At 31.5% G+C, this 19,748-nt stretch carries 21 protein-coding genes and 2 pseudogenes; 9 read left to right on the top strand and 14 right to left on the bottom strand.

What is annotated here, in order from left to right; all coding sequences use genetic code 11:
- Positions 1-44: 44 nt before the first annotated feature.
- Positions 45-467 (bottom strand): acyl-CoA thioesterase, encoded by a 423-nt coding sequence (locus COE53_RS00370; protein ID WP_069032375.1) that lies wholly within the window; start codon positions 465-467, stop codon positions 45-47.
- 140 nt (positions 468-607) lie between these two features.
- Between COE53_RS00370 and COE53_RS23775 the strand changes: the two genes are divergently transcribed.
- The 3 genes from COE53_RS23775 (at position 608) to COE53_RS00380 (ending at position 3,068) form a co-directional block, all read left to right on the top strand.
- Positions 608-769 carry a hypothetical protein gene (locus tag COE53_RS23775; RefSeq protein WP_165347184.1) on the top strand — a complete coding sequence of 54 codons (162 nt, stop codon included), beginning with the start codon at positions 608-610 and terminating at the stop codon, positions 767-769.
- Entirely contained in the window at positions 750-1,643 is an 894-nt protein-coding gene (locus COE53_RS00375) for a prohibitin family protein (protein WP_069032374.1), read from the top strand. The genes COE53_RS23775 and COE53_RS00375 overlap by 20 nt, the downstream gene beginning before the upstream one ends.
- A 138-nt stretch (positions 1,644-1,781) precedes the next feature.
- Entirely contained in the window at positions 1,782-3,068 is a 1,287-nt protein-coding gene (locus COE53_RS00380; RefSeq protein ID WP_069032373.1) for a glycosyl hydrolase family 18 protein, read from the top strand.
- 51 nt (positions 3,069-3,119) lie between these two features.
- On the opposite strand, the gene tlp is transcribed toward COE53_RS00380, so the two are convergent.
- From tlp to COE53_RS00410, 6 genes are all read right to left on the bottom strand, one after another.
- A complete protein-coding gene (tlp, locus tag COE53_RS00385) occupies positions 3,120-3,353 on the bottom strand; it encodes a small acid-soluble spore protein Tlp (RefSeq protein ID WP_069032372.1) in 234 nt (77 codons plus the stop codon).
- A 43-nt stretch (positions 3,354-3,396) separates the two neighbouring features.
- Positions 3,397-3,537: an acid-soluble spore protein N gene (locus tag COE53_RS00390; protein ID WP_069032371.1), complete on the bottom strand. Its 141-nt coding sequence runs from the start codon at positions 3,535-3,537 to the stop codon at positions 3,397-3,399.
- Between the two features lie 144 nt (positions 3,538-3,681).
- Positions 3,682-3,819 (bottom strand): FbpB family small basic protein, encoded by a 138-nt coding sequence (locus tag COE53_RS00395; protein ID WP_082459651.1) that lies wholly within the window; start codon positions 3,817-3,819, stop codon positions 3,682-3,684.
- A 72-nt stretch (positions 3,820-3,891) separates the two neighbouring features.
- Positions 3,892-4,443, bottom strand: a complete 552-nt coding sequence (locus tag COE53_RS00400; RefSeq protein ID WP_069032370.1) for a TlpA family protein disulfide reductase — start codon at positions 4,441-4,443, stop codon at positions 3,892-3,894.
- A gap of 921 nt (positions 4,444-5,364) precedes the next feature.
- Complete coding sequence (gene acnA / locus COE53_RS00405; RefSeq protein ID WP_069032369.1) at positions 5,365-8,091, bottom strand: aconitate hydratase AcnA; 2,727 nt, start codon at positions 8,089-8,091, stop codon at positions 5,365-5,367.
- Positions 8,092-8,583: 492 nt separating this feature from the next.
- A complete protein-coding gene (locus tag COE53_RS00410) occupies positions 8,584-9,687 on the bottom strand; it encodes a spore germination protein (protein ID WP_069032368.1) in 1,104 nt (367 codons plus the stop codon).
- 284 nt (positions 9,688-9,971) lie between these two features.
- On the opposite strand from COE53_RS00410, the pseudogene COE53_RS00415 reads away from it, so the two are divergent.
- A pseudogene (locus COE53_RS00415) lies at positions 9,972-10,127 on the top strand (restriction endonuclease); the annotation flags it as partial.
- A 391-nt stretch (positions 10,128-10,518) separates the two neighbouring features.
- Here the strand turns inward: COE53_RS00415 and COE53_RS00420 are convergent.
- The 3 genes from COE53_RS00420 to COE53_RS00425 all read right to left on the bottom strand — a co-directional run bounded on the left by COE53_RS00420 (position 10,519) and on the right by COE53_RS00425 (position 12,974).
- On the bottom strand, positions 10,519-11,157 hold the full coding sequence (locus COE53_RS00420; RefSeq protein WP_069032367.1) for a class I SAM-dependent methyltransferase: 639 nt from the start codon (positions 11,155-11,157) through the stop codon (positions 10,519-10,521).
- Between the two features lie 406 nt (positions 11,158-11,563).
- Positions 11,564-11,698 (bottom strand): hypothetical protein, encoded by a 135-nt coding sequence (locus tag COE53_RS24225; protein ID WP_286143684.1) that lies wholly within the window; start codon positions 11,696-11,698, stop codon positions 11,564-11,566.
- 172 nt (positions 11,699-11,870) lie between these two features.
- A complete protein-coding gene (locus COE53_RS00425) occupies positions 11,871-12,974 on the bottom strand; it encodes a GerAB/ArcD/ProY family transporter (protein WP_098947257.1) in 1,104 nt (367 codons plus the stop codon).
- A 600-nt stretch (positions 12,975-13,574) separates the two neighbouring features.
- Between COE53_RS00425 and COE53_RS00430 the strand changes: the two genes are divergently transcribed.
- A complete protein-coding gene (locus tag COE53_RS00430; RefSeq protein WP_069032365.1) occupies positions 13,575-14,759 on the top strand; it encodes a Ger(x)C family spore germination protein in 1,185 nt (394 codons plus the stop codon).
- A gap of 84 nt (positions 14,760-14,843) precedes the next feature.
- On the opposite strand, the gene COE53_RS00435 is transcribed toward COE53_RS00430, so the two are convergent.
- The 3 genes and pseudogenes from COE53_RS00435 to COE53_RS00440 all read right to left on the bottom strand — a co-directional run.
- Entirely contained in the window at positions 14,844-15,698 is an 855-nt protein-coding gene (locus tag COE53_RS00435) for an acyltransferase family protein (RefSeq protein WP_069032364.1), read from the bottom strand.
- Positions 15,699-15,974: 276 nt separating this feature from the next.
- Positions 15,975-16,187, bottom strand: a complete 213-nt coding sequence (locus tag COE53_RS24545) for a peptidoglycan-binding domain-containing protein (protein ID WP_483295416.1) — start codon at positions 16,185-16,187, stop codon at positions 15,975-15,977.
- Between the two features lie 6 nt (positions 16,188-16,193).
- Positions 16,194-16,583 (bottom strand): annotated as a pseudogene (locus COE53_RS00440) (M15 family metallopeptidase); the annotation flags it as partial.
- 446 nt (positions 16,584-17,029) lie between these two features.
- On the opposite strand from COE53_RS00440, the gene sspO reads away from it, so the two are divergent.
- The 3 genes from sspO (at position 17,030) to COE53_RS00460 (ending at position 18,172) form a co-directional block, all read left to right on the top strand.
- Positions 17,030-17,176, top strand: a complete 147-nt coding sequence (sspO, locus tag COE53_RS00445) for a small acid-soluble spore protein O (RefSeq protein WP_069032362.1) — start codon at positions 17,030-17,032, stop codon at positions 17,174-17,176.
- Positions 17,177-17,844: 668 nt separating this feature from the next.
- The gene (locus COE53_RS00455; RefSeq protein ID WP_084006741.1) at positions 17,845-17,979 is read left to right on the top strand and encodes a small acid-soluble spore protein P; all 135 of its coding nucleotides are present in this window, start codon (positions 17,845-17,847) and stop codon (positions 17,977-17,979) included.
- Between the two features lie 34 nt (positions 17,980-18,013).
- Complete coding sequence (locus COE53_RS00460; RefSeq protein ID WP_254664537.1) at positions 18,014-18,172, top strand: YfhD family protein; 159 nt, start codon at positions 18,014-18,016, stop codon at positions 18,170-18,172.
- A 49-nt stretch (positions 18,173-18,221) separates the two neighbouring features.
- Here COE53_RS00460 and COE53_RS00465 read toward each other — a convergent pair whose 3' ends face one another.
- Entirely contained in the window at positions 18,222-18,926 is a 705-nt protein-coding gene (locus COE53_RS00465; protein ID WP_069032359.1) for a DsbA family protein, read from the bottom strand.
- Positions 18,927-19,364: 438 nt separating this feature from the next.
- Between COE53_RS00465 and COE53_RS00470 the strand changes: the two genes are divergently transcribed.
- On the top strand, positions 19,365-19,748 hold the full coding sequence (locus tag COE53_RS00470; RefSeq protein WP_139116332.1) for a hypothetical protein: 384 nt from the start codon (positions 19,365-19,367) through the stop codon (positions 19,746-19,748).

The raw sequence follows: 19,748 nt of genomic DNA on the forward strand, positions 1-19,748 counted from the left end.
TCTAATCTTTTATTTATTCATGCTCTTATTGCTTCTTCTAACCTTTAATCTTGCCCCATCGCCTTCTCATATGCTTCATACCAGTCAGGGAACACCTTCTTAAATTTAATCGGTCTAAATGTTTCTTTATGAACAACGACGTGTGTTGAATTTCCTATACAGCAAATATCCCCTTCTTCATTAAGGATTTCATATTCATAAATCACTTTAAGTGGTGTGAGTGATTTTACTTTTGTTTTTACTATAGCAGTCTGTCCATAACGAAGACTCTTCTTGTATGAAACATTCAAATCAATCACTGGAGAAATAACACCTTGTGATTCCATTTCTGCATAATTAAAGCCCAAATCTTTTATTAATTGAGTACGTCCAATTTCAAACCACACTAAATAATTTGCATGGTAGACAACACCCATTGCATCTGTTTCTACATATCTTACTTCAACTAATTTTTCTGAAATAAACATAAAGTCACCTCTTATTCTTCTACAGAATACTTTACCAAAAAATTAATAATTGTTCTATTTTTTAACTTATCCTAAATGTTATAATTTTCTTATAATAATCTAATGATTTTCTAACATTAGAAATTAGGAGGTCGAACTTCTTGAAGGTTCTAGTAGGCTCAATCTTAATCATCCTTCTTTTTTTATTCGGAGTATGGCTTCTTCTTTCTCCAACATTTGAAAAAATTGGCGAGAAATCAGCGAAAGTAAAAAATATTTTAAAGGATAAGGGGGACAAAAATAATGGAAATTCGTCCAAATGAAAAAAAGAAATCATTATTCAATCGTAAACTAATTGGAGGAATCATCGCGGGTATTGCGCTGATCTTAATCACAACAATTCCAACATTATTTATTGAAAAAATAACACCTGGTTATGTAGGAGTTGTCTACTCACCAAATGGAGGAATACAGAAAAACACATTATCACAAGGTTGGAATTTCGTTGGTTTATTCGATAAAGTAACCGAGTATCCAGTCCGTCTTCGTACAGTAGAATATAAAGACGTGGCATTAGCTACTTCAGACGGTAAAAGAATCGAAATGGATTTATCCTATACATATAAAATTGACCCTTCTAAAGTAGTATCCATGTTTAACGAGTTTGGACCTGTGTCGATCGAGGAAATTGAGGAAACATATTTAAAGAAACGTCTACAAGATGCAGCACGAATTGCAGTATCAAAATACACAGTTTTACAATTATACGGCGAGAAATCAAGTAATGCCTCAGCTGATATCGAAACAATCTATAAAGACGATGTAAAAGTACTTGGATTCTTTGTTGAAAATTTAACACTAGGAACGCCAAAACCCGATGCAAAAACGCAGGATGCAATTGATGCACGTGTTCAAGCTGCCCAAGAAAATGATCGTAAAAAAATTGAACTAGAAACGGCTAGAATTGAAGCAGAAAAGAAAAAAGTAGAAGCAAAGGCTGATGCTGATTCACAACTAATCAGAGCACAAGGTCAAGCAAAAGCGAACCAAGTAATCCAACAAACGTTAACCAATGAATTAATTGAATACAAAAAAGCAGAAAAATGGGATGGAAAACTCCCTACTGTTTCAGGAAGTAACTCAAATATCATTCAATTCCCACTTGATCCAAATAGCGATAAAGAATCAAAAAAATAAATATTCGTGCTAAAAAACCTAGCTTTCGGCTAGGTTTTTTATTTTCAATTTGCTTTTCCACCTATTCTCTTCTAATCCAAACTCTTTGGCATATATTTAATAGAGACGAATATCTACGTTTAATGGAAGGAGATAAACTTGATGCAAATTCATGTTGTAAAAAGTGGAGAAACAGTAATGAGTATTGCAGATTTTTATGGAGTTGAACGCCAAGCACTCATTAATTCAAATGCTCTTGTAGCTCCTTATAAAATAATAAAAGGTCAATCGCTTGTTGTACCAACTACAGGAAATGAATATTTTGTTCAACCCGGTGATAACTTATATGATTTAGCTTTAACCTATGGTGTAACATCAAGTCAAATTGCAACTTTAAGTGGAATTAGTCCATATGCTACATTAAATGTCGGCCAAAAGCTACATCTTCCACCACGAAAAAAAAGAAATATCGAATCAATTGGCTATTTACAACCTACTTCAAACCCAATTAAACCAGCACTTGAAGAATCGGCTCGAACAGAAAGTAAGTTTTTAACCTATTTAGCACATTTTAGCTTTGATGCGAAAAGAGATGGTACATTAACAGAACCACCACTTGGAAACATTCCTCAAATCGCAAGGGATAATCGCTGTATATATATGATGGTTGTCTCTAATCTTGAAAATGGACAGTTTTCAACATCACTCGCAACCGATATATTACAAAGTCCAGCAGTTCAAGATAAATTGATAAATACAATTATTAGTACTGCTAATAAATATGGATTTAGAGAAGTAAATATAGACTTTGAAGACGTTGCCTCAACTGACCGTGTAGCTTATATTAATTTTTTAAATAAAGTAAAATCAAGACTGCCTCAAGGATTCATTTTGAGTGCTACATTAATACCTAAAACAAGTTCAAACCAAAAAGGTAGATTTTACGAAGCTCATGATTATGCTAACATAGGTAGAGTTGTGGACTTCGTTGTCATCATGACATATGATTGGGGCTGGCAAGGCGGTCCTCCTATGGCCGTATCACCTATTGATCAAGTTCGTAAAGTAATCAACTATGCAAAGACCGTAATTCCTGTACCAAAAATTGTAATGGGTCAAAATCTATATGGATTTGACTGGAAAGTTCCATTTAAACAAGGTACCATGGCTAAAGCATTAAGTGCTGAAGCTGCGACAAATTTAGCAATTCAAATGACAAACGAAATCCTTTTTGATAACAAAGCAAAAGCACCTCATTTCCGATATACAGAATCAAATGGTCAAAAACATGAAGTTTGGTTCGAAGATGCAAGATCAATTCAAGCCAAGTTTAACTTAATAAAACAAGAGAATATACGTGGGATCTCGTATTGGAAATTAGGATTACCTTTTATTCAAAATTGGGAGCTTCTTGAAGCTAATTTTAATGTAGTTAAAAGAGCATAAAGAAAAGCTAGGTATTTATGAGGCTAACTCAAAATACCTAGCTTTTTTTAATTAGTCATTTGTATTATTAAATGCTTGCTCGTCTTTTAGTTCACTTTCTAATGCTGCTATAGCTTCCTCGCGACGTTGATTTTTAGCTAATGCATTTTGACGATCTTGCTCATTTCCGAATTTCATAGAAGCTTCTGCTTCGTTAATATTTTCCCTCGTATTGTTTATATTATCTTGAATTTTTCTTGCATTATCACTACGATCATCTGGCTTTGGTGTATTTGTATATTCCATCATAAATCACTCCAATTCAAAATTTGTTTTTGTGTTTTTGATTTTACCCGTTATCTACAATTGGTTGTTTGCCAGTAGGATCTTTATACTGCATTTGTTTACCCTTATTCCCACCAGCTGCTTTGTTTTGAGTACCTACATGATTTGGTACAAAATCTTTAGGATGTTTTTTTGGATTTCCCATTTTATCGCCCCCTAGCGATAGTATGAGTTTTGTTGCTGTAAATATGTAAAAGGAAATTAAAAAATGACCAATTTTGACAACAAAAAAAGAAGGAAATAATTCCTTCTTTTGTATAAACAAAATTTGATTTTTATAATGACTAATTTACTCCGCTTTAGCTTTTCTTTCTAAACGTTCTTCTAGTCGATCATATATTTTATTCAAAGCTTCTTCATCATTTAATAGTGAATTTTTATTTTCTAGAATTAATTCTTGAAACGATTTATGTCTTTTCTTTCTCAAAACAATCACCTCTTCTTTTTATGTTAGTATTGCCAAAAAAAAGAGTTTTCTTACATTTTAGTAAATTTTTTCTTATTTTAAAAATGCATTTAATTGTTTTTCAGTTAATGGTCCAATTTGTTTAAAAACTACTTCTCCATTCGGATTAATAAAGTATGTAGTTGGTATTGAAATTACACCATATTTACGAAAATTATCACCGTTTTCATCAATTAAAATTCGATAATTCATACTATTTTTATTAACAAAATTCTTGATAAAGTTTAAATCCTTTTTCTCGCCAATATAATCCGCAACACCAATCATTTCAATATCCTTATGCTCTTGATGGAATTTCTCTAATGCTGGTATCTCGTCTTGACAAGGAGGGCACCAAGTAGCCCAAAAGTTTAAGATTACTTTCTTACCTTTAAATGAAGACAAATTAACCTTCTTTTCATCCAAAGTCATCAATTGTATATCAGGTGCCTGCTGTCCAACTTGAACACCTAATTTTTCAATTGAAGCAATATAAGCATCATTATTGTTACTGACTTTTTTCTCTTCTTCTTTTTTCTCATATAATTGAAAAATTGAATACCCTAACGCTACAAAAAGAATCAGCAAAGGAATTACTTTTTTCATACAAATCACCCTTTTAATGAACTATCTCTATTTAACCATAATAAATACAAAAGTGGAACATGCTCACATATGTTCTTAGACAATATCTCTTTGGATTATCTTTTAACTACTATTTTCCATTCAAATTATCTTAATATAGATCCACTTTCATTATATTTTTTACAGGAATGGCCTATTAATTCGTAATTTTTTTATCCATTTAGTCCATTTTAGTGTTAGGTTGATCGCTTCAATCCGATTAATTACTGATATTCTGATTTTAATTGTGATTTTACAAATTTAATTGCGATAACATCATTTTAATTGCGATTAACGGTTTTTATTTGCGATAACATCATTTTAATTGCGATTACTGGTTTTTATTTGCGATGACACCATTTTAATTGCCATTACCGGTTTTTATTTGCGATGACATCATATTAATTGCCATTACTGGTTTTTATTTGCGATGCCACCATTTTAATTGCCATTACCGGTTTTTATTTACGAAGACATAACTTAATTGCGATTTCTGATTTTTATTTGCGATGACATCATTTTAATTGCCATTACTGGTTTTTATTTGCGATGCCACCATTTTAATTGCCATTACCTGTTTTTATTTGCGATAACATCATTTTAATTGCGATTATCGGTTTTTATTTGCGATGGACATATTTTAATTGCGATTTCTGATTTTTATTTGCGATGACATCATTTTAATGGCCATTACAGGTTTTTATTTGCGATGACATCATTTTAATTGCCATTACAGGTTTTTATTTGCGATGACATCATTTTAATTGCGATTACTGGTTTTTATTTGCGATGACATATTTTAATTGCGATTTCTGATTTTTATTTGCAATGACATCGTTTAAATTGCGATGCTACTTACCCAAAACAAAAAAACACGGTCCAAAAAAGACCGTGTTTTCTATATTAATGAGTTACTTTAGAATTATTTAATTTATCACGTAATACCATTTGTAAGATACCACCATGACGGTAGTAGTCGATTTCAACTTCGCTGTCGAAACGAGCAACTACTTCAAATTCAACAGTTGTGCCGTCTTCTTTTGTTGCAGTTACTTTTACAAGATCACGTGGTTTAACATTCTCATCTACATTAACAGCAAATACTTCTTTACCGTTTAATCCAAATGTTTCAGCATTTTCGCCATCTTTAAATTGAAGTGGTAAAACACCCATTAATACTAAGTTACTTCTGTGGATACGCTCGAAGCTTTCAGCAAGAACTGTTTTGATTCCTAAAAGGTTTGTTCCTTTAGCAGCCCAGTCACGAGAACTTCCCATACCGTAGTCATTTCCAGCTAAGATCATTAATCCAGTACCATCTTCTTTATAACGCATTGCTGCATCATAAATTGACATAACTTCGCCAGTTGGCCAGTAAGTAGTGTATCCACCTTCTGTACCTGGAGCGATTTGGTTACGGATACGGATATTAGCGAATGTACCACGCATCATTACATCGTGGTTACCACGACGAGAACCGTATGAGTTAAAGTCTACAGGTTTAACACCTTTACTTTGTAGGTAAAGTCCTGCAGGAGTTGTTTTACCAATAGAACCAGCTGGTGAAATGTGGTCAGTTGTTACTGAATCACCGAATTTACCAACGATTTTTAAACCAGCTAATGGTTTAACTACACCTGGCTCTTTTGATAATCCTTCAAAGAATGGAGGATTTGCGATATAAGTTGATTCGCTATCCCATTTGTATAAAGAATCATCAGTTGTTTGAATTTCGTTCCAACGTTTGTTATCTTCAAATACTCTTTCATATTCTTTTTTGAATAATTCAGGAGTAACTGTAGATGCAACTACTTCTTGAACTTCTGCAGATGTTGGCCAGATATCTTTTAAGAACACATCGTTTCCATCTTTATCTTGACCGATTGGCTCAACTGAGAAGTCGATATTTACATTACCTGCTAACGCGTAAGCAACTACTAATGGTGGTGATGCTAAGTAGTTACCTTTAACTTGAGGATGAATACGTCCTTCGAAGTTACGGTTACCAGAAAGTACAGATGTTACTAACATATCATTGTCAGCAATAGCTGCTTCCATTTCAGGAGCTAATGGACCTGAGTTACCGATACATGTAGTACATCCATAACCAACAATGTTAAAGCCTAATTGATTTAAGAAAGGAATTAATCCAGCTTCTTGTAAATATCCACTAACAACTTTAGATCCAGGAGCTAATGAAGTTTTTACATAAGCAGGTACTGTTAATCCTTTTTCAACAGCTTTTTTAGCTACTAAACCAGCACCTAACATAACGTATGGGTTTGAAGTATTTGTACAACTTGTGATTGCTGCGATTGCTACTGCACCTGTTTTAAATGTTGTTTCAGTACCATTTTCAAATTTAACGTTTACTTCTTTATTTAATGCTTCGTCAGTTAAACCGAATCCTGCATTACCCATTGGAGCAGAAACTGCTGCTTGGAATGCTTTTTTCATTTCAGATAATGGGATTAAATCTTGTGGACGTTTTGGACCAGAAAGATTTGATTCAATTTCTGAAAGATTGATTTCTACTAAATCAGTAAATGTAGGATCTTCTAAGTCAGCTGTATAGAATAAATCATTTGCTTTGCAGTAAGCTTCAACTAATTGAATTTGCTCTTCAGAACGACCTGTTAAACGTAAGTAGTTAAGTGCCTCAGCATCAACTGGGAAGAATCCACATGTTGCACCGTATTCAGGAGCCATGTTTGCAATTGTAGCACGGTCTGCTAAAGGCATACTTTGTAAACCTGGTCCAAAGAACTCAACAAATTTATTTACTACACCTTTTTTACGTAAAACTTCAGTAACTTTTAACGCAACATCAGTTGCAGTAGTTCCACTTGGTAAAGCACCGATTAATTTAACACCGATAACTTCTGGAACTGGGAAATATGATGGTTGACCAAGCATACCTGCTTCAGCTTCAATACCACCTACACCCCAACCTAATACACCAATACCATTAATCATAGTAGTATGTGAGTCAGTACCCACTAATGTATCAGGGAATGCAACAACTTCACCATCTTCATTTGCAATTGCATGTACTACATTTGCTAAGTATTCTAAGTTAACTTGGTGTACGATACCAGTTGCTGGTGGAACTGCACGATAGTTATTAAATGCTTTTTGAGCCCAGCTTAAGAATTGGTAACGCTCTTCGTTACGAGAAAATTCTAAATCCATATTGAAATCTAATGCATCCACTGAACCAGCTTTATCAACCATTACAGAGTGGTCAATTACTAGATCTACTGGAATTTCTGGATTAATTACTTCAGGGTCTCCACCCATATCAGCCATAGCTTTACGTAATGAAGCTAAGTCAACTACAGCTGGAACACCTGTGAAGTCTTGTAAAATAACACGAGAAGGTTTAAACGGAACATCTACATCTTGTAGCTCGTTTGTTCCCCATTTTGCTAAATTTTCAACATGATCTTTTGTAATTACTCTTCCATCTACTTGACGAAGAACTGATTCTAGTAACACTTTAATCGAATAAGGTAATTTACCGATTTTAGCTACTCCAGCTTCCTCAATTGCTTTTAAGCGATAATAATGATAAGTTTTATCGTTCGCAGTAAATGTCGAACGAGATTGGAAAACGTCATTTTTCCCCATGTGTTCTTCCCCCTATTAAGCAAAAAATGTCTGAATATATTTTATATCCAAACTTTTCAATACCTTACAATAATATATTATTACAATGTATATCATAAGTAAATAACAAGTAACTTATCATTTGTAATAAGTATTACTTATGACCCTTTAAATCAAAATTTAATTCGTTTGAGTTATTTTTAGTTAGTGAGCATTTTGTGAGCATAATGTATGCATTGAGTGTGTGAGGCACAAAAAACTGTGAACATTTATAAAGACTCCTAAATCTTACTAGGAGTCTTTATTTTTATATAATTATTATATCAATATTACTGCATTTAATCCGAAAACTCTTCTTCCACCTCTTCCCATCTCTCAGTGATGTTGTACCCGATACCACTGTAATAAATACAATCAGATTCAGTATATCTAAACTCACCAGTATTTCTGTAACTGTTTTGAACAGAACCACCATTTACATTACACAGTTAGACTAAAAGAAACCATACTTTGTTATGATATTGCTTTACTCTTCCTCTTTTTCAATTTTAAGACAAGCAGAAGTAGCGGCGGTTGTATACCAAATAAAAAAAACGCAACATTGCCCATTGTATCCCCAAGTTTAAATAGGTCATTCGTATTTTTCAGGGTCATGGAAATGATATAAATAACCGAAAGTAAGCCAAACATAAATGGATGAATGTTTTTTTTAAAGAGTTGGGCAAGCCCCAAAGAAGCAGCATAATGACTCACGTTAAAGCAAGTAAACATTTGCATAATCCACATTACAAGCAACAAAGACTCAAACCGTTCAAATAGCAAACCAGGCATATCAAAACCTCGCATGAGATCAATCGTTGGCCAAGTTTTGGTTACCACACCATCGACGGATAGTGCACCGATGACCATTACGATAGTTATCACGTAAAAGATCAGTGGGATGGAAATTCCAACTAAAACAGCTTTTACTGCTTGGTTTGGCTCTTTCATAAACGCCATTATAATCAACAGGCTTTCAAAACCTATATATGAGAGAGCCGTTGTTTTTATTCCTTTTAGTACGGGCATGATCCCCAACCCCAGTACCGGGCGCAAATTATCCACTTCAAATATTTTAAAACTCATAAAAGCAATCACCAAAAAAACGACGACCGTAATGGGGAGAATAATTTCAAACAGACGTGCCATCGGATTTATGCCGCCCATAATTAAATAGAGACCTATCCACATAAATGGCATCGCGATGGCCCAATATGGGGTACCTTCCAACAAAAATAAACTTGTTACCTCAACTAATGCACGGATATGAAATCCACCCATCATTACAAAATAACATACAAGGATTAGACTTAGTAACTTCCCCATCCATTTCCCTACAATTTCTTGGCTGTATTGATAAAAGGTTTTTCCTGGAAACCGTTGTCCTAATTTGACCATAATAACTCCTGCCACCATCGCAATCAGCCCGCCTAAAATTACAGTTAACCATGTATCTGGTGTATTCACTTTCTCTGTAGCTACCCGTGGCAAGGTCAGAATTCCCGTTCCAAGTATATAATTGCTAATGATAATAACTGCTTGAATTGTTGTAATACGGTCTTTGGGGCTAGTAATCATCGCAGGTCACTTCCTTATTCACAATTCAGGATAAATACTTTCTGATGGCTTATAACTTCTCATTTTTCCAATTTCTTCTTATAAACGGTACAATTTTACATTTCCAAAAAAGAATAAAAATTATGCACGTTGTATTCATGTGAAGTTTACATAATAGCAAGGCTATGAGTATTACTTATTTTATTTACCTTCTTTTTTTGTATAAAAACTTGTATAAAATTAAGAGATTTTAATGCTATGATCAAGAAGCACTTACTATTCAGTTGTAAAATAAGCACTGGAAAGGTAATGTGGGTAGACCTGCTATCCAAAAACTAGAAGGAGCCATGAGTGCTGATCGTGTGAAACGAGGATATTATATTACTTCTTCAGGATTTACTAAGGATGCATTAGAGTATGCTTTTAAAACTAATATCACTCTACATTTAAATAAAATATAAAATAAGAGGTTACACAATTATTCTTCCTCTTTGAACTATATACTTTAATACCAATGAAATTATTAAAATTGCAAAAAAATGAGGCTTGTTCTAGAAGAATTAAAAGGTGGTTTTGCAAAAGAACACATATCAAATTACCATTAAATAATTAATGTCGCTCACTTCGGTGGGCTATTTTTATTTTAGATATAATAAAGTTTTTTCATTTAAATAATAAAATTTCTACCTCAACTTGTAGATGAATAATTTTAATAGACAATCTATTTATTCTAAATTAAGATTAAGATTTTAGATTAAAATGATTAATGCAAAGGTAAACTCACCACGTATTACACAAAAAGCTCAGACTTTATGGTCTGAGCTTTTCTTATTTATATTTCCTGATAGCGTCCTATAATAATATATCATCAGTATTCACTTTTTTTATAATAATCTTTCTGTACATCCCATCAAACATTATTGGAATATCTACTTTAACAATTAAATGATCTTTATTCTTCTCATACAATTTTTCAAAGTTAACTCCGATGTCAGTACCTAATAATTTTATTAAAGGTCTAATTGCTTTTTTAAATGGCGAAAGTCCTTTGTTTTTTGGTGCAAATTTATCAAAGATGATAATTTCTCCACTTGGTTTCAATACTCTCAACATCTCTTTAAGACACTTATCTGCATCTGGAACAACTGATAATACAAGACTGCCTATAACAACATCGAAATAGGAATCACTCAAACTCATGTCTTGAGCGTCCATTTTTAAAAATTTTATTGATGAGTCTTTAAATTTTTCTTTAGCTTTGTTAAGCATATCATCTGAATAGTCTATAGATGTTATATCTAAATGTTTGTGATTAATCAGTTCCAAATCTGCACCAGTTCCTACTCCAACAAATAGTATCTTTTGATTTTTCAAGAAATTTGTATTACTGAAAACCTCTTTCCTTGCGTGGAGGAATCGCCCAGTGTTAAAAAAATTATCATATAAACGAGACCAAATTTTGTATATCAACTTATTCCACCGATTGTTCATATTACCTCCCATTTATTATTCAATATGCATTCATTATAACAACCAATTAAAGGGACAGAACCTTCTTTAATTCCTAAATATTTTAACATAAATTTCCAATTTTTCCCTTAAAATTTATAATAACTTTGAGTTCTTAGGTATTTAATTAATAATTTTTTTCCAAGCATTGTATTTTACTGATTTTCTTATTTATCATAATGCAGTTCAACTTACATAATTTTCCAAATTATAAGGCATATAACAAGAACTATTGATATTATTTTAATATTACATTTTGTTTTTAATTTTTTTCCAATATCACCTATTTTTTAGAGAAACTTAACTTGTGAGTTTCTCTCTTCTTCCTGTTTATTTCTTGCATCAACTAAAAGTTCACAGTACATGTAAATTTTAATTTCTTTTGGATCTAGATTAGAAATCGATTCATCAATTTGAAATAAAGGTTTTCAGTCATTGCTTTTAATTGTTTTAATGCAGTACAAATCGAAGTACAAAAGGTATTTCCAAATTGATTACTACTAGTTTCACTATAATTACTCATAAGTTTTTCCCTTCTAAAAATAAGACCTTGTTAAATTCAAATATTGATTTTTTAGCAAAAGAAAAAGACCACAAAAATGTGGTCTTAGCTATTTTTCTTTAAACTATTGCAGCATTTAGTCTTAAACTGTGTCTAACATTTGGCGTGCAATTCAAAATACTGGGATTTTCTTTTATAAGGCTGGGTATTTTAGTTTCCTTTTTATTAGCACTATTATTAATAAACAAATTGGGATAATAATTTGTAGAGGTATTTGTAGTAAGAAGGGGACAACATCCCTTGCTTCATTACGTAATGCAACAAAATTCGTAGTCATCCACATTGAACAAACCAACATTATAACGGATGTAGGATAAACTAATTGCTTGCTTTCCTTAATGCCGAATAAATCTGCTGCTCCTGACACCGCACAATGGAAATAGATCGTAATCTTCACGAAATAATTACATACTGAAATCACTATAATAAAGGTATCAACTCTTTGAACAAAATCAGCAATATTAATATAACTAACTGCTGAAAGAAGTGGATAGATGATCCTTTCTATTTCAGAAACACCCAATATGGAAGTATTTAACATTGAAAATAAAGTCAATATAAGCCCAGAAAATAGTAATGATGTTATTCCTACTTGTACTACTTTCTTTTGTTTATTTAAAAATGGCAAAATCATAGTAAATGTAAATATCTCACCAAAAGGATTTGCAATTAATATCGGAGTTGCCTTTAACACTGGTTTCCATCCACTTTCTAATACAGGTCTTAAATTATTAATTTTGATTAAATCAGAAATAATTTCTAATCCAATAATTATAAACATAAGAAACATTATAAATAAAAAAATAAATTCATTCGAACGTGCAAATGTTTCAATTCCTTTATGACATGCATATATGACTATAATCATCATTAATATTCCAATTGAAATACGTGATGAAGCATTGTAAAGAGTAATAACCATTAATTCCTCAAAATTACGCAAAACTCGTGCACCTATATAAATAAAATATAATATATAGATTAGAGCTAACAGTTTTCCAATATATTTCCCTAAAATATATTGTATATATTTTGTAAATGGTACATCAGGAAAAAAAGAATATAACTTTATATATACAGAAAATAATAGACACCCCGCAGTAAGTCCTAATAATAAACTCATCCCTGCATCTTGCTTGGCTAAAGAATATATTTCAACTGGTGGGGATGTACCGTTAATAAACATAAAAATCATACATAATAATTGAAAACCACTTACATTTAATTTACGATTCATTATTGCACCATCATTTAATCCTAACTTCCTCTATTTTCTTTTTTATATCATGTTTATTTTTACCATTTAGAATCTAAATTATGATTTATATAACAAAAACTGTATCGGATCAGAAACATTAATGTACAAAGAAAAAAACGCAATGTACCTTATTAAGATACGGAGCGTTATTTTCTATAAAATAGGCATATTTGCGATTCTTACTCTATTCTCAATAACGCTCCATGTACTTCTAATTCCTCAAATTTTCATGATTACCAAAAATGAATTTTCTACATCAGTAGGCTTACTTGTATTTTAATTTTTCTTTTACTATTAATTAATCTTAAGCAGTTTTAACGACAGCAACCTCATATACTTTTTTCAGTCTGCCTAATTAGTTGTTAATTTGTTAACATCTTAGAACCAATTATAGACATTGCAATTGATGCTAAAGGCGATCAACTTGTTAATACTTGTGAGAATAGCCTTAGGATTTTATTGAGGCATTTATATGTAGATAATATCTATTTTGGAAAATGGTACATTAAATTACAAAAAAATAGAAAAATATATTATGAATCAAATAAAACGCTTAAAATCAATATATTGGAGAATAAAATGTTAAAAAAGAAATTTATCGTTTCATTTCTTAGCGTAAGTATACTTTTAAGTAGTTGCTCTAACTATAAAGAATTAAATCAAATATCGATTGTGAATGCAATGGGGATCGATTACTTACCAAAAGAAAAAAAATATCAAGTGATCATTCAAATTATTAATCCTAGTGCAATTGCAACACAAACAGGTTCTCAAGGTATTCCAGTTATTGCATTAGAAGAAAAAGGTAGAACCATATCAGAAGCAGCACGAAATGTGTCAAAGAAAGGATCTCGAACAAATATTTATTCTCATGTAGCACTTGTCATAATAGGAGAAACATTAGCAAAAGAAAAATCATTAAATTTTATTTTCGATGTTTTTGAAAGAGATTCTAAAATTCGTGTAAATATTCCAGTTATTATTGCAAGAGATAAAAACGTAAATAAAGTGATGAATAACATAGCATCACTTGATAAACTATCGGCTAAATCAATTGTAGGAAAAATTAAAAATACATCATCTCTATTAGGTGAAAACCAAGAAACCTTAATGCGTGAGGCAGTTTCTGCAATTTCTAGTAGTGGAAGAGAACCAGTAATAAATGGTGCAAGTTTAGAAAATGAAAGTAAAACATCACAGACACTTGAAAATATGGAAAAAGTCAAATCAAGTTATGATAAGATAAATGGCACTGGTATTTTTAGAGAAGGGAAATTAGTTGGTTGGTTAGATGGGCCACAGGCAAAATCAATACAAATTATTGATAATCTGATCAAGGAAACGAATATACAAATACCATGCAATAAAAAAGAATATGATTCGATGGAGATTACTCGGTTAAAATCAAAGACTGAAATTAAAATGAAGGGTAATATTCCAATAATAAATATAAAAGTTAACTCGATTGGTCATATTGACGAAGTACTTTGTAATGACAATTTTGATAAGGCAATAACGCTCGATAAATATGAAAAATTAGCTGAAAATGTTATAAAACGAACAATCGAAATAGGAATATCTGAAGTAAAAAAACTCGGTGGAGATGCATTTGGATTTGGAGAAAAATTACATATGTCTAATCCTAAAATTTATAAAAAATATGAAGGAAATTGGAATGATACATTTAAAAAGTCAAAAGTGTCAGTGGATGTCGACGTTCAAATTAATAATGTGGGAATGAGAAAGAAACCTTACCCTTATTAGTAGACAAGTTATAAAAGAATCAAAATTAGTAAACGCACTCAACCAATATTGAGTGCTTCAGCAATTATAAGATATATAACTGACTTACGAATAACAACCCTGTATCCCAAAAGGACACAGGGCTTTTTTATTTAAATGATTATGAAAGGTAAAAAACTTTGTTGGAAACTTCATTTTAGACAATAATTTTGCAATCGATAGTGTTGCTATGCTTCCGGAAATGCCAGCTGTATAGAATACAAAAAGGTTATCATAAATCCTGTAGTTCATATCTGCATTGTTGAAATACGTAGCAATTCCGAATATAAGGAGAGATAAAATTGATATAATACCAAATGGTTTTAGTTTATTTAATAATTGATAATACTTAAATTTATTTCCAAAATGCATGAATAAAAGAGCGACCAAAGCGATATCTAATCCCCACGGTAAAAATACAAAACGACTTATCGCATAGCCAACATATCCTAAAATTAAGTAAATACCGATTTGTATGTAAAGGCTAAAACTGCCAATGATTTTTTGAGTATAACAATAAAGTAATTGAGCGCAAAATAAACAAACTAAAAACCATATAGGTGTATTGTATCCTAACCAGCCATTAACCCCATTGCCATAAAAAATGCCAACAAGAGGTTTATACCAAATAAATTCATATTTTAAAGGGTTTACTGCGTTTAAAATTAACCAGTAAAAATAAGATAGAATCCCTGCCGTAAAGTACGGTACTAGTAGAGCATAAAATTTGTTGATCCATAATAGCCGCATATCATTTAAATACCTCTGGCTACTAAAAAGATAACCTGATACAAAAAAAAACAACGGCATTCTAAAGTCTCTTAAAATGTCATTTAACCAGATTGGAATAGCCGTATGTCCCATTACTACCAAAAATATAGTTACCCCCCTTGCGATATCTATTTCGATAAATCGTTTCATCCATATCCCCCTGAAATGCTTCAAGCACCAATAATAAGTTTTTTGTCCATTTATCATCATATTGGAGGATGTAAAATTTTACAATCATATATTATATTAAGCTCTATCCGTTAAAAACCCATTTACTGCCAAGGATTTGATTTGTCAAATATTAAAACAAACCCTGTATAATACTGATACAGGGTTTGAATGTAGTTTTATTTTTACATTTTGAAATTTCGAATGGTAAATTAATTTTAGTTTAAACTAAAAATAGTCATGAGATTTTATTTTTTCTTAGTCAAATAATTTTGCCCAAGTTTTTGGGCCTACTTTTCCATCTACGGTCAGGCCATTTTTCTTTTGAAAATTTCTTACTGCACGATCCGTAATTGGACCGAAAATACCGTCTGCGGTTATTCCTAATTCTTTTTGAACTAATTTAACACTATTTCCTTTTGAACCTGATTTTAATATCGTTCCTGGATATGCAGGTGGTTTAGCTTCCAATACTTTATCAGTACCATATCCTTTGTATTCAAATTGTAAATGTGGCTCATCTACAAAACTACTCCAGTCCCCACCCCATGTGAAGCCAATGGATTTTGCATATTTAATTGCCGATTTAAATGGTTCAGTATCGTAAGAGTTCCACCCTTCTTTACCATTTACAATTGGAACAAAATCTAATGCTTGACCTACAAGATGATATGACTTTCTAGTTTGGGACTTACCATTATCAACTAGTTCTTCTTGACGTTCTTTTGTTCGTGTCGTTTCGTAAATTAAAACATCGATATTGTTTTTTATACAATAATTGTACCATTTTAAAGCTGCTTGCTTTGTATTAGGAGCTAGCTTATTTATATTTGATAAATTTCTTTCGTGATAAGTTGGATTTGTCATTTAATGATTTCTCCTTTTAAATAAATTTAAAAAGCCAATCTACTTAGGAAGACTTATCCCGGTAAATAACATCGCTTGCTTTCATACTTTGAATACTTCTAACTAACCATTTAATTGTTCACATAAGCCAATATATTCACAAAATTGAAATTTCGTTTGAATAAATAGTCCACAAGTTTCCGTTTTTTTCCCAGAAAAGTCTTAATTCCTGTTAATTTTTTGAAACCTAGTTAAATTCCAGTCAATTCCATCAACTACAAACATAAAAAACACCTATTGTAAGATGCAGACATTAAACAATTTAAAAATGACTATCACATTATTTACCAATGATTTTTTAGTGTACTTAAAAAAATATAGGAAAGAATATCGATTATAAAAGGCAGTTTTCAAACCAATTCATTAAAAGTGTTGGCGAAAATGCCCTTATATAAGGAGGTATAATCATGTCTAGACGTAAAAATAATTCTGGTAGCGGAATGTCAGCTTCAATCGAGCAAGGGAAAGCAGCTGGGTTTAATGAAGAAACAGCGCAAGAGCCACTTTCAGCTGATTATAAGTTAAACAATAAAAAGACAAAAAAAAGACAATAAAAAAATAGCAAGCAATTTATAGGAATTGCTTGCTATTTTTTATATTTTTTGATCATTACTCAAAATCGTCTTTCCGCTTTCTTAAAACACCTTTGTTCAGCGTCGATTGAGGCATTAAATAAATAATATCTCCTGTTCTTTTCGTATCTCTATTAACATTACTTTTTCTTCGATTATAGTATAGGAAAAAATTAATCACATTTTTTTGTCTCTTATTATATTGAACTTTCTTGAACAAGAGATAGAGTACGATCACACCCGAATATATAAGACAAACTGTTAGTATTTGCATAATCAGTATCAGTCTCCTCTTTCATTTTGACTATTACTAGTATTGGTCAAATTACTTGTTTCATACATCAAAAGAGTCAGACAAACTAAAAAAATTAACTTTTACTCTATTAATTTCTTAGATTTATTTGTTGTTTGTCGTTTTTTATTATGAAAAATAATTTTCTCAACATTCATTTTTTATAATTTATATAAGATGAATTAGATCATAAGAAATACCTCCCTTTCATTAATTTATTTATATATATGGAAAATGGTTATCGAAAATTATTAGAAAAAAATGATTAAAACGCTTTCAATTATAAATTAGTAAATATTTCATTTTGGCATATTTTTTTGATTACAACTAAAGCTATTTGTAAAGGAAGGTGACAAGAATGACAAACAAATCGTCAAAAAGAAATAGCCCGATTGACCATGAAAGTGGACAACCAAAACCATTAAGTGGTTCTCATAAAGTGAAGAACCAAAATCATACAAGACAGAAAAAACATAGTCACCACGATATGTAAGTTAAATTAATTAGTTATAATGGAGGGGTTTAATTTGAAGAACAAGAAAAGTACTTACAATTCAAATTTTAATAAGAATGTAAAGCCTGATGGACTTGATGTCGAGTATTCAGCGGAACTAGCAGATCATGATGATGTAGAGGCACAAGAACGTTCAGCTCAAGCGGATGCACGAGTAAAGAAAAAAATGTAATTTGCTATACAAAAAAGGTATGCGAATACGTTTCGCATACCTTTTTTAATTATTTATTTATTTCAGCGTCAATAGCTGCTTTGATTGATTCTAAGCTAGGGTTGTCCACTGCTTTACCATTTACAAATATTGTAGGTGTTCCGTTAACACCATAATGGTTAGCAATTGCAACATCGTTAGCAACTTGTTTCATTGCATCTTTTTTGTATAAATCTTTTTTAAATTGTTTTTCGTCTAAATTCGGAATAACAGATTTTGCAATACTTGCTAATTTATCAGGTGTAGCCCAAGTAGTAGTTTCATCTTCTTGTTTTAAATAGATTTGCTCTTGAAACTTCCAAAATGAATCTTTATGAGTTTTATAAACTACTTCTGAAGCAAGTGCAGCTAAATTAGAATCCTTCGAAATAAACGGATAGTTAATAAATGAAAAATTGATTAAGCCATTATCGATATAATCGGCTTTAAGTTGTGGAAAAACTACTTTATTCCATTGAGCACAAATTGGACATTTATAATCACCAAATTCAACTACTTCGACTTTTGCATCTTTATTGCTAAATGTTGGTTGATCCTTTGTGTCAAATCCATCAACTTTCACTTGATTTACTCCAGCAATTGTTGGATATACTTCTTCAGTCTTTTTATCTTGCATTTTAGAAACTAAAAATAATGCTCCAACTAAAACAACTATTCCAACAAATACAGAAATAGCAAACGTTTGATTACTATTAGATTTTTTCTTTTTACTCATTAGTGCTATATTCCCCCTACGATTATGTACTGTATATTATTGTAACATAAACTAAAGTAAGCTAACTATTCATAACCCTCGTAATTGAAAATTATTCTTAATATATAGATCATCTAAAAACTTAAAATTCTTATTTGATTCATAAGTAGCAACTTAAAAATAATTATTTTTTAGTCACACAACATCCATCCACCATAAGAATTATTTCAAAGCTTTTTTCCTTAATGATATGTTAAAAATTTCTAGTCATGTGAAAGCTTGTTCACCTGTATAATGGAAAATGATTTGGAAAATTGGAGGAAAATTATGTTTAAAATCATGCTATCAAGCTTTCAGCCGAGTAAGTACAATGAAGTGCTTCATTCGAAAAAACGAAGTATCATCGGTTACTATTTACTCGCCAGTTTCGTGTTAAGTGCGGGGCTATTTGAACTCTTGATGAATTTCGATATAGCATCGGATACGACATCGTTATGGACGGTATTAGAAAATGGATTCGGAGACAATGCTGAGCTGTTTCTACTGATTGTCATCCCACTTATTGTACTAATCATTCCAGTGATGATGCCAGTCTTGTTTTCACTTGTGTATAAGTATGCTGCACGAAAAAAGGACATTCATTTAACGTACCGCCAGTGGTACAAATTATTTTTCGTTGGTGCGATCTCATTTACGTTCGTTTCATTTATCGTCGAAATCATTGCCTTTTTGTTTGTGAACTTTTCTTTGACATGGATTGAACGCGTTATGACCCTTCTGTATCTTACTTTTATGTACAAAGCGGGAAAAGCAGCGACAAATAAAAAAGAAACAGCCCATTAA

Origin of the sequence: Bacillus sp. AFS029533, assembly GCF_002585125.1 — a bacterium.
In the GTDB taxonomy this organism is placed as follows: domain Bacteria; phylum Bacillota; class Bacilli; order Bacillales; family Bacillaceae_G; genus Gottfriedia; species Gottfriedia luciferensis_B.

What these genes read in the sequence shown, in the direction of transcription:
- COE53_RS00370 (WP_069032375.1), bottom strand. Translation starts at nt 467, where the DNA reads ATGTTTATTTCAGAAAAATTAGTTGAAGTAAGATATGTAGAAACAGAT.
- COE53_RS00375 (WP_069032374.1), top strand. Translation starts at nt 750, where the DNA reads ATGGAAATTCGTCCAAATGAAAAAAAGAAATCATTATTCAATCGTAAA.
- tlp (WP_069032372.1), bottom strand. Translation starts at nt 3,353, where the DNA reads ATGGAATATACAAATACACCAAAGCCAGATGATCGTAGTGATAATGCA.
- COE53_RS00390 (WP_069032371.1), bottom strand. Translation starts at nt 3,537, where the DNA reads ATGGGAAATCCAAAAAAACATCCTAAAGATTTTGTACCAAATCATGTA.
- COE53_RS00400 (WP_069032370.1), bottom strand. Translation starts at nt 4,443, where the DNA reads ATGAAAAAAGTAATTCCTTTGCTGATTCTTTTTGTAGCGTTAGGGTAT.
- acnA (WP_069032369.1), bottom strand. Translation starts at nt 8,091, where the DNA reads ATGGGGAAAAATGACGTTTTCCAATCTCGTTCGACATTTACTGCGAAC.
- COE53_RS00410 (WP_069032368.1), bottom strand. Translation starts at nt 9,687, where the DNA reads ATGATTACTAGCCCCAAAGACCGTATTACAACAATTCAAGCAGTTATT.
- COE53_RS00420 (WP_069032367.1), bottom strand. Translation starts at nt 11,157, where the DNA reads ATGAACAATCGGTGGAATAAGTTGATATACAAAATTTGGTCTCGTTTA.
- COE53_RS24225 (WP_286143684.1), bottom strand. Translation starts at nt 11,698, where the DNA reads ATGAGTAATTATAGTGAAACTAGTAGTAATCAATTTGGAAATACCTTT.
- COE53_RS00425 (WP_098947257.1), bottom strand. Translation starts at nt 12,974, where the DNA reads ATGAATCGTAAATTAAATGTAAGTGGTTTTCAATTATTATGTATGATT.
- COE53_RS00430 (WP_069032365.1), top strand. Translation starts at nt 13,575, where the DNA reads ATGTTAAAAAAGAAATTTATCGTTTCATTTCTTAGCGTAAGTATACTT.
- COE53_RS00435 (WP_069032364.1), bottom strand. Translation starts at nt 15,698, where the DNA reads ATGAAACGATTTATCGAAATAGATATCGCAAGGGGGGTAACTATATTT.
- sspO (WP_069032362.1), top strand. Translation starts at nt 17,030, where the DNA reads ATGTCTAGACGTAAAAATAATTCTGGTAGCGGAATGTCAGCTTCAATC.
- COE53_RS00455 (WP_084006741.1), top strand. Translation starts at nt 17,845, where the DNA reads ATGACAAACAAATCGTCAAAAAGAAATAGCCCGATTGACCATGAAAGT.
- COE53_RS00465 (WP_069032359.1), bottom strand. Translation starts at nt 18,926, where the DNA reads ATGAGTAAAAAGAAAAAATCTAATAGTAATCAAACGTTTGCTATTTCT.
- COE53_RS00470 (WP_139116332.1), top strand. Translation starts at nt 19,365, where the DNA reads ATGAATTTCGATATAGCATCGGATACGACATCGTTATGGACGGTATTA.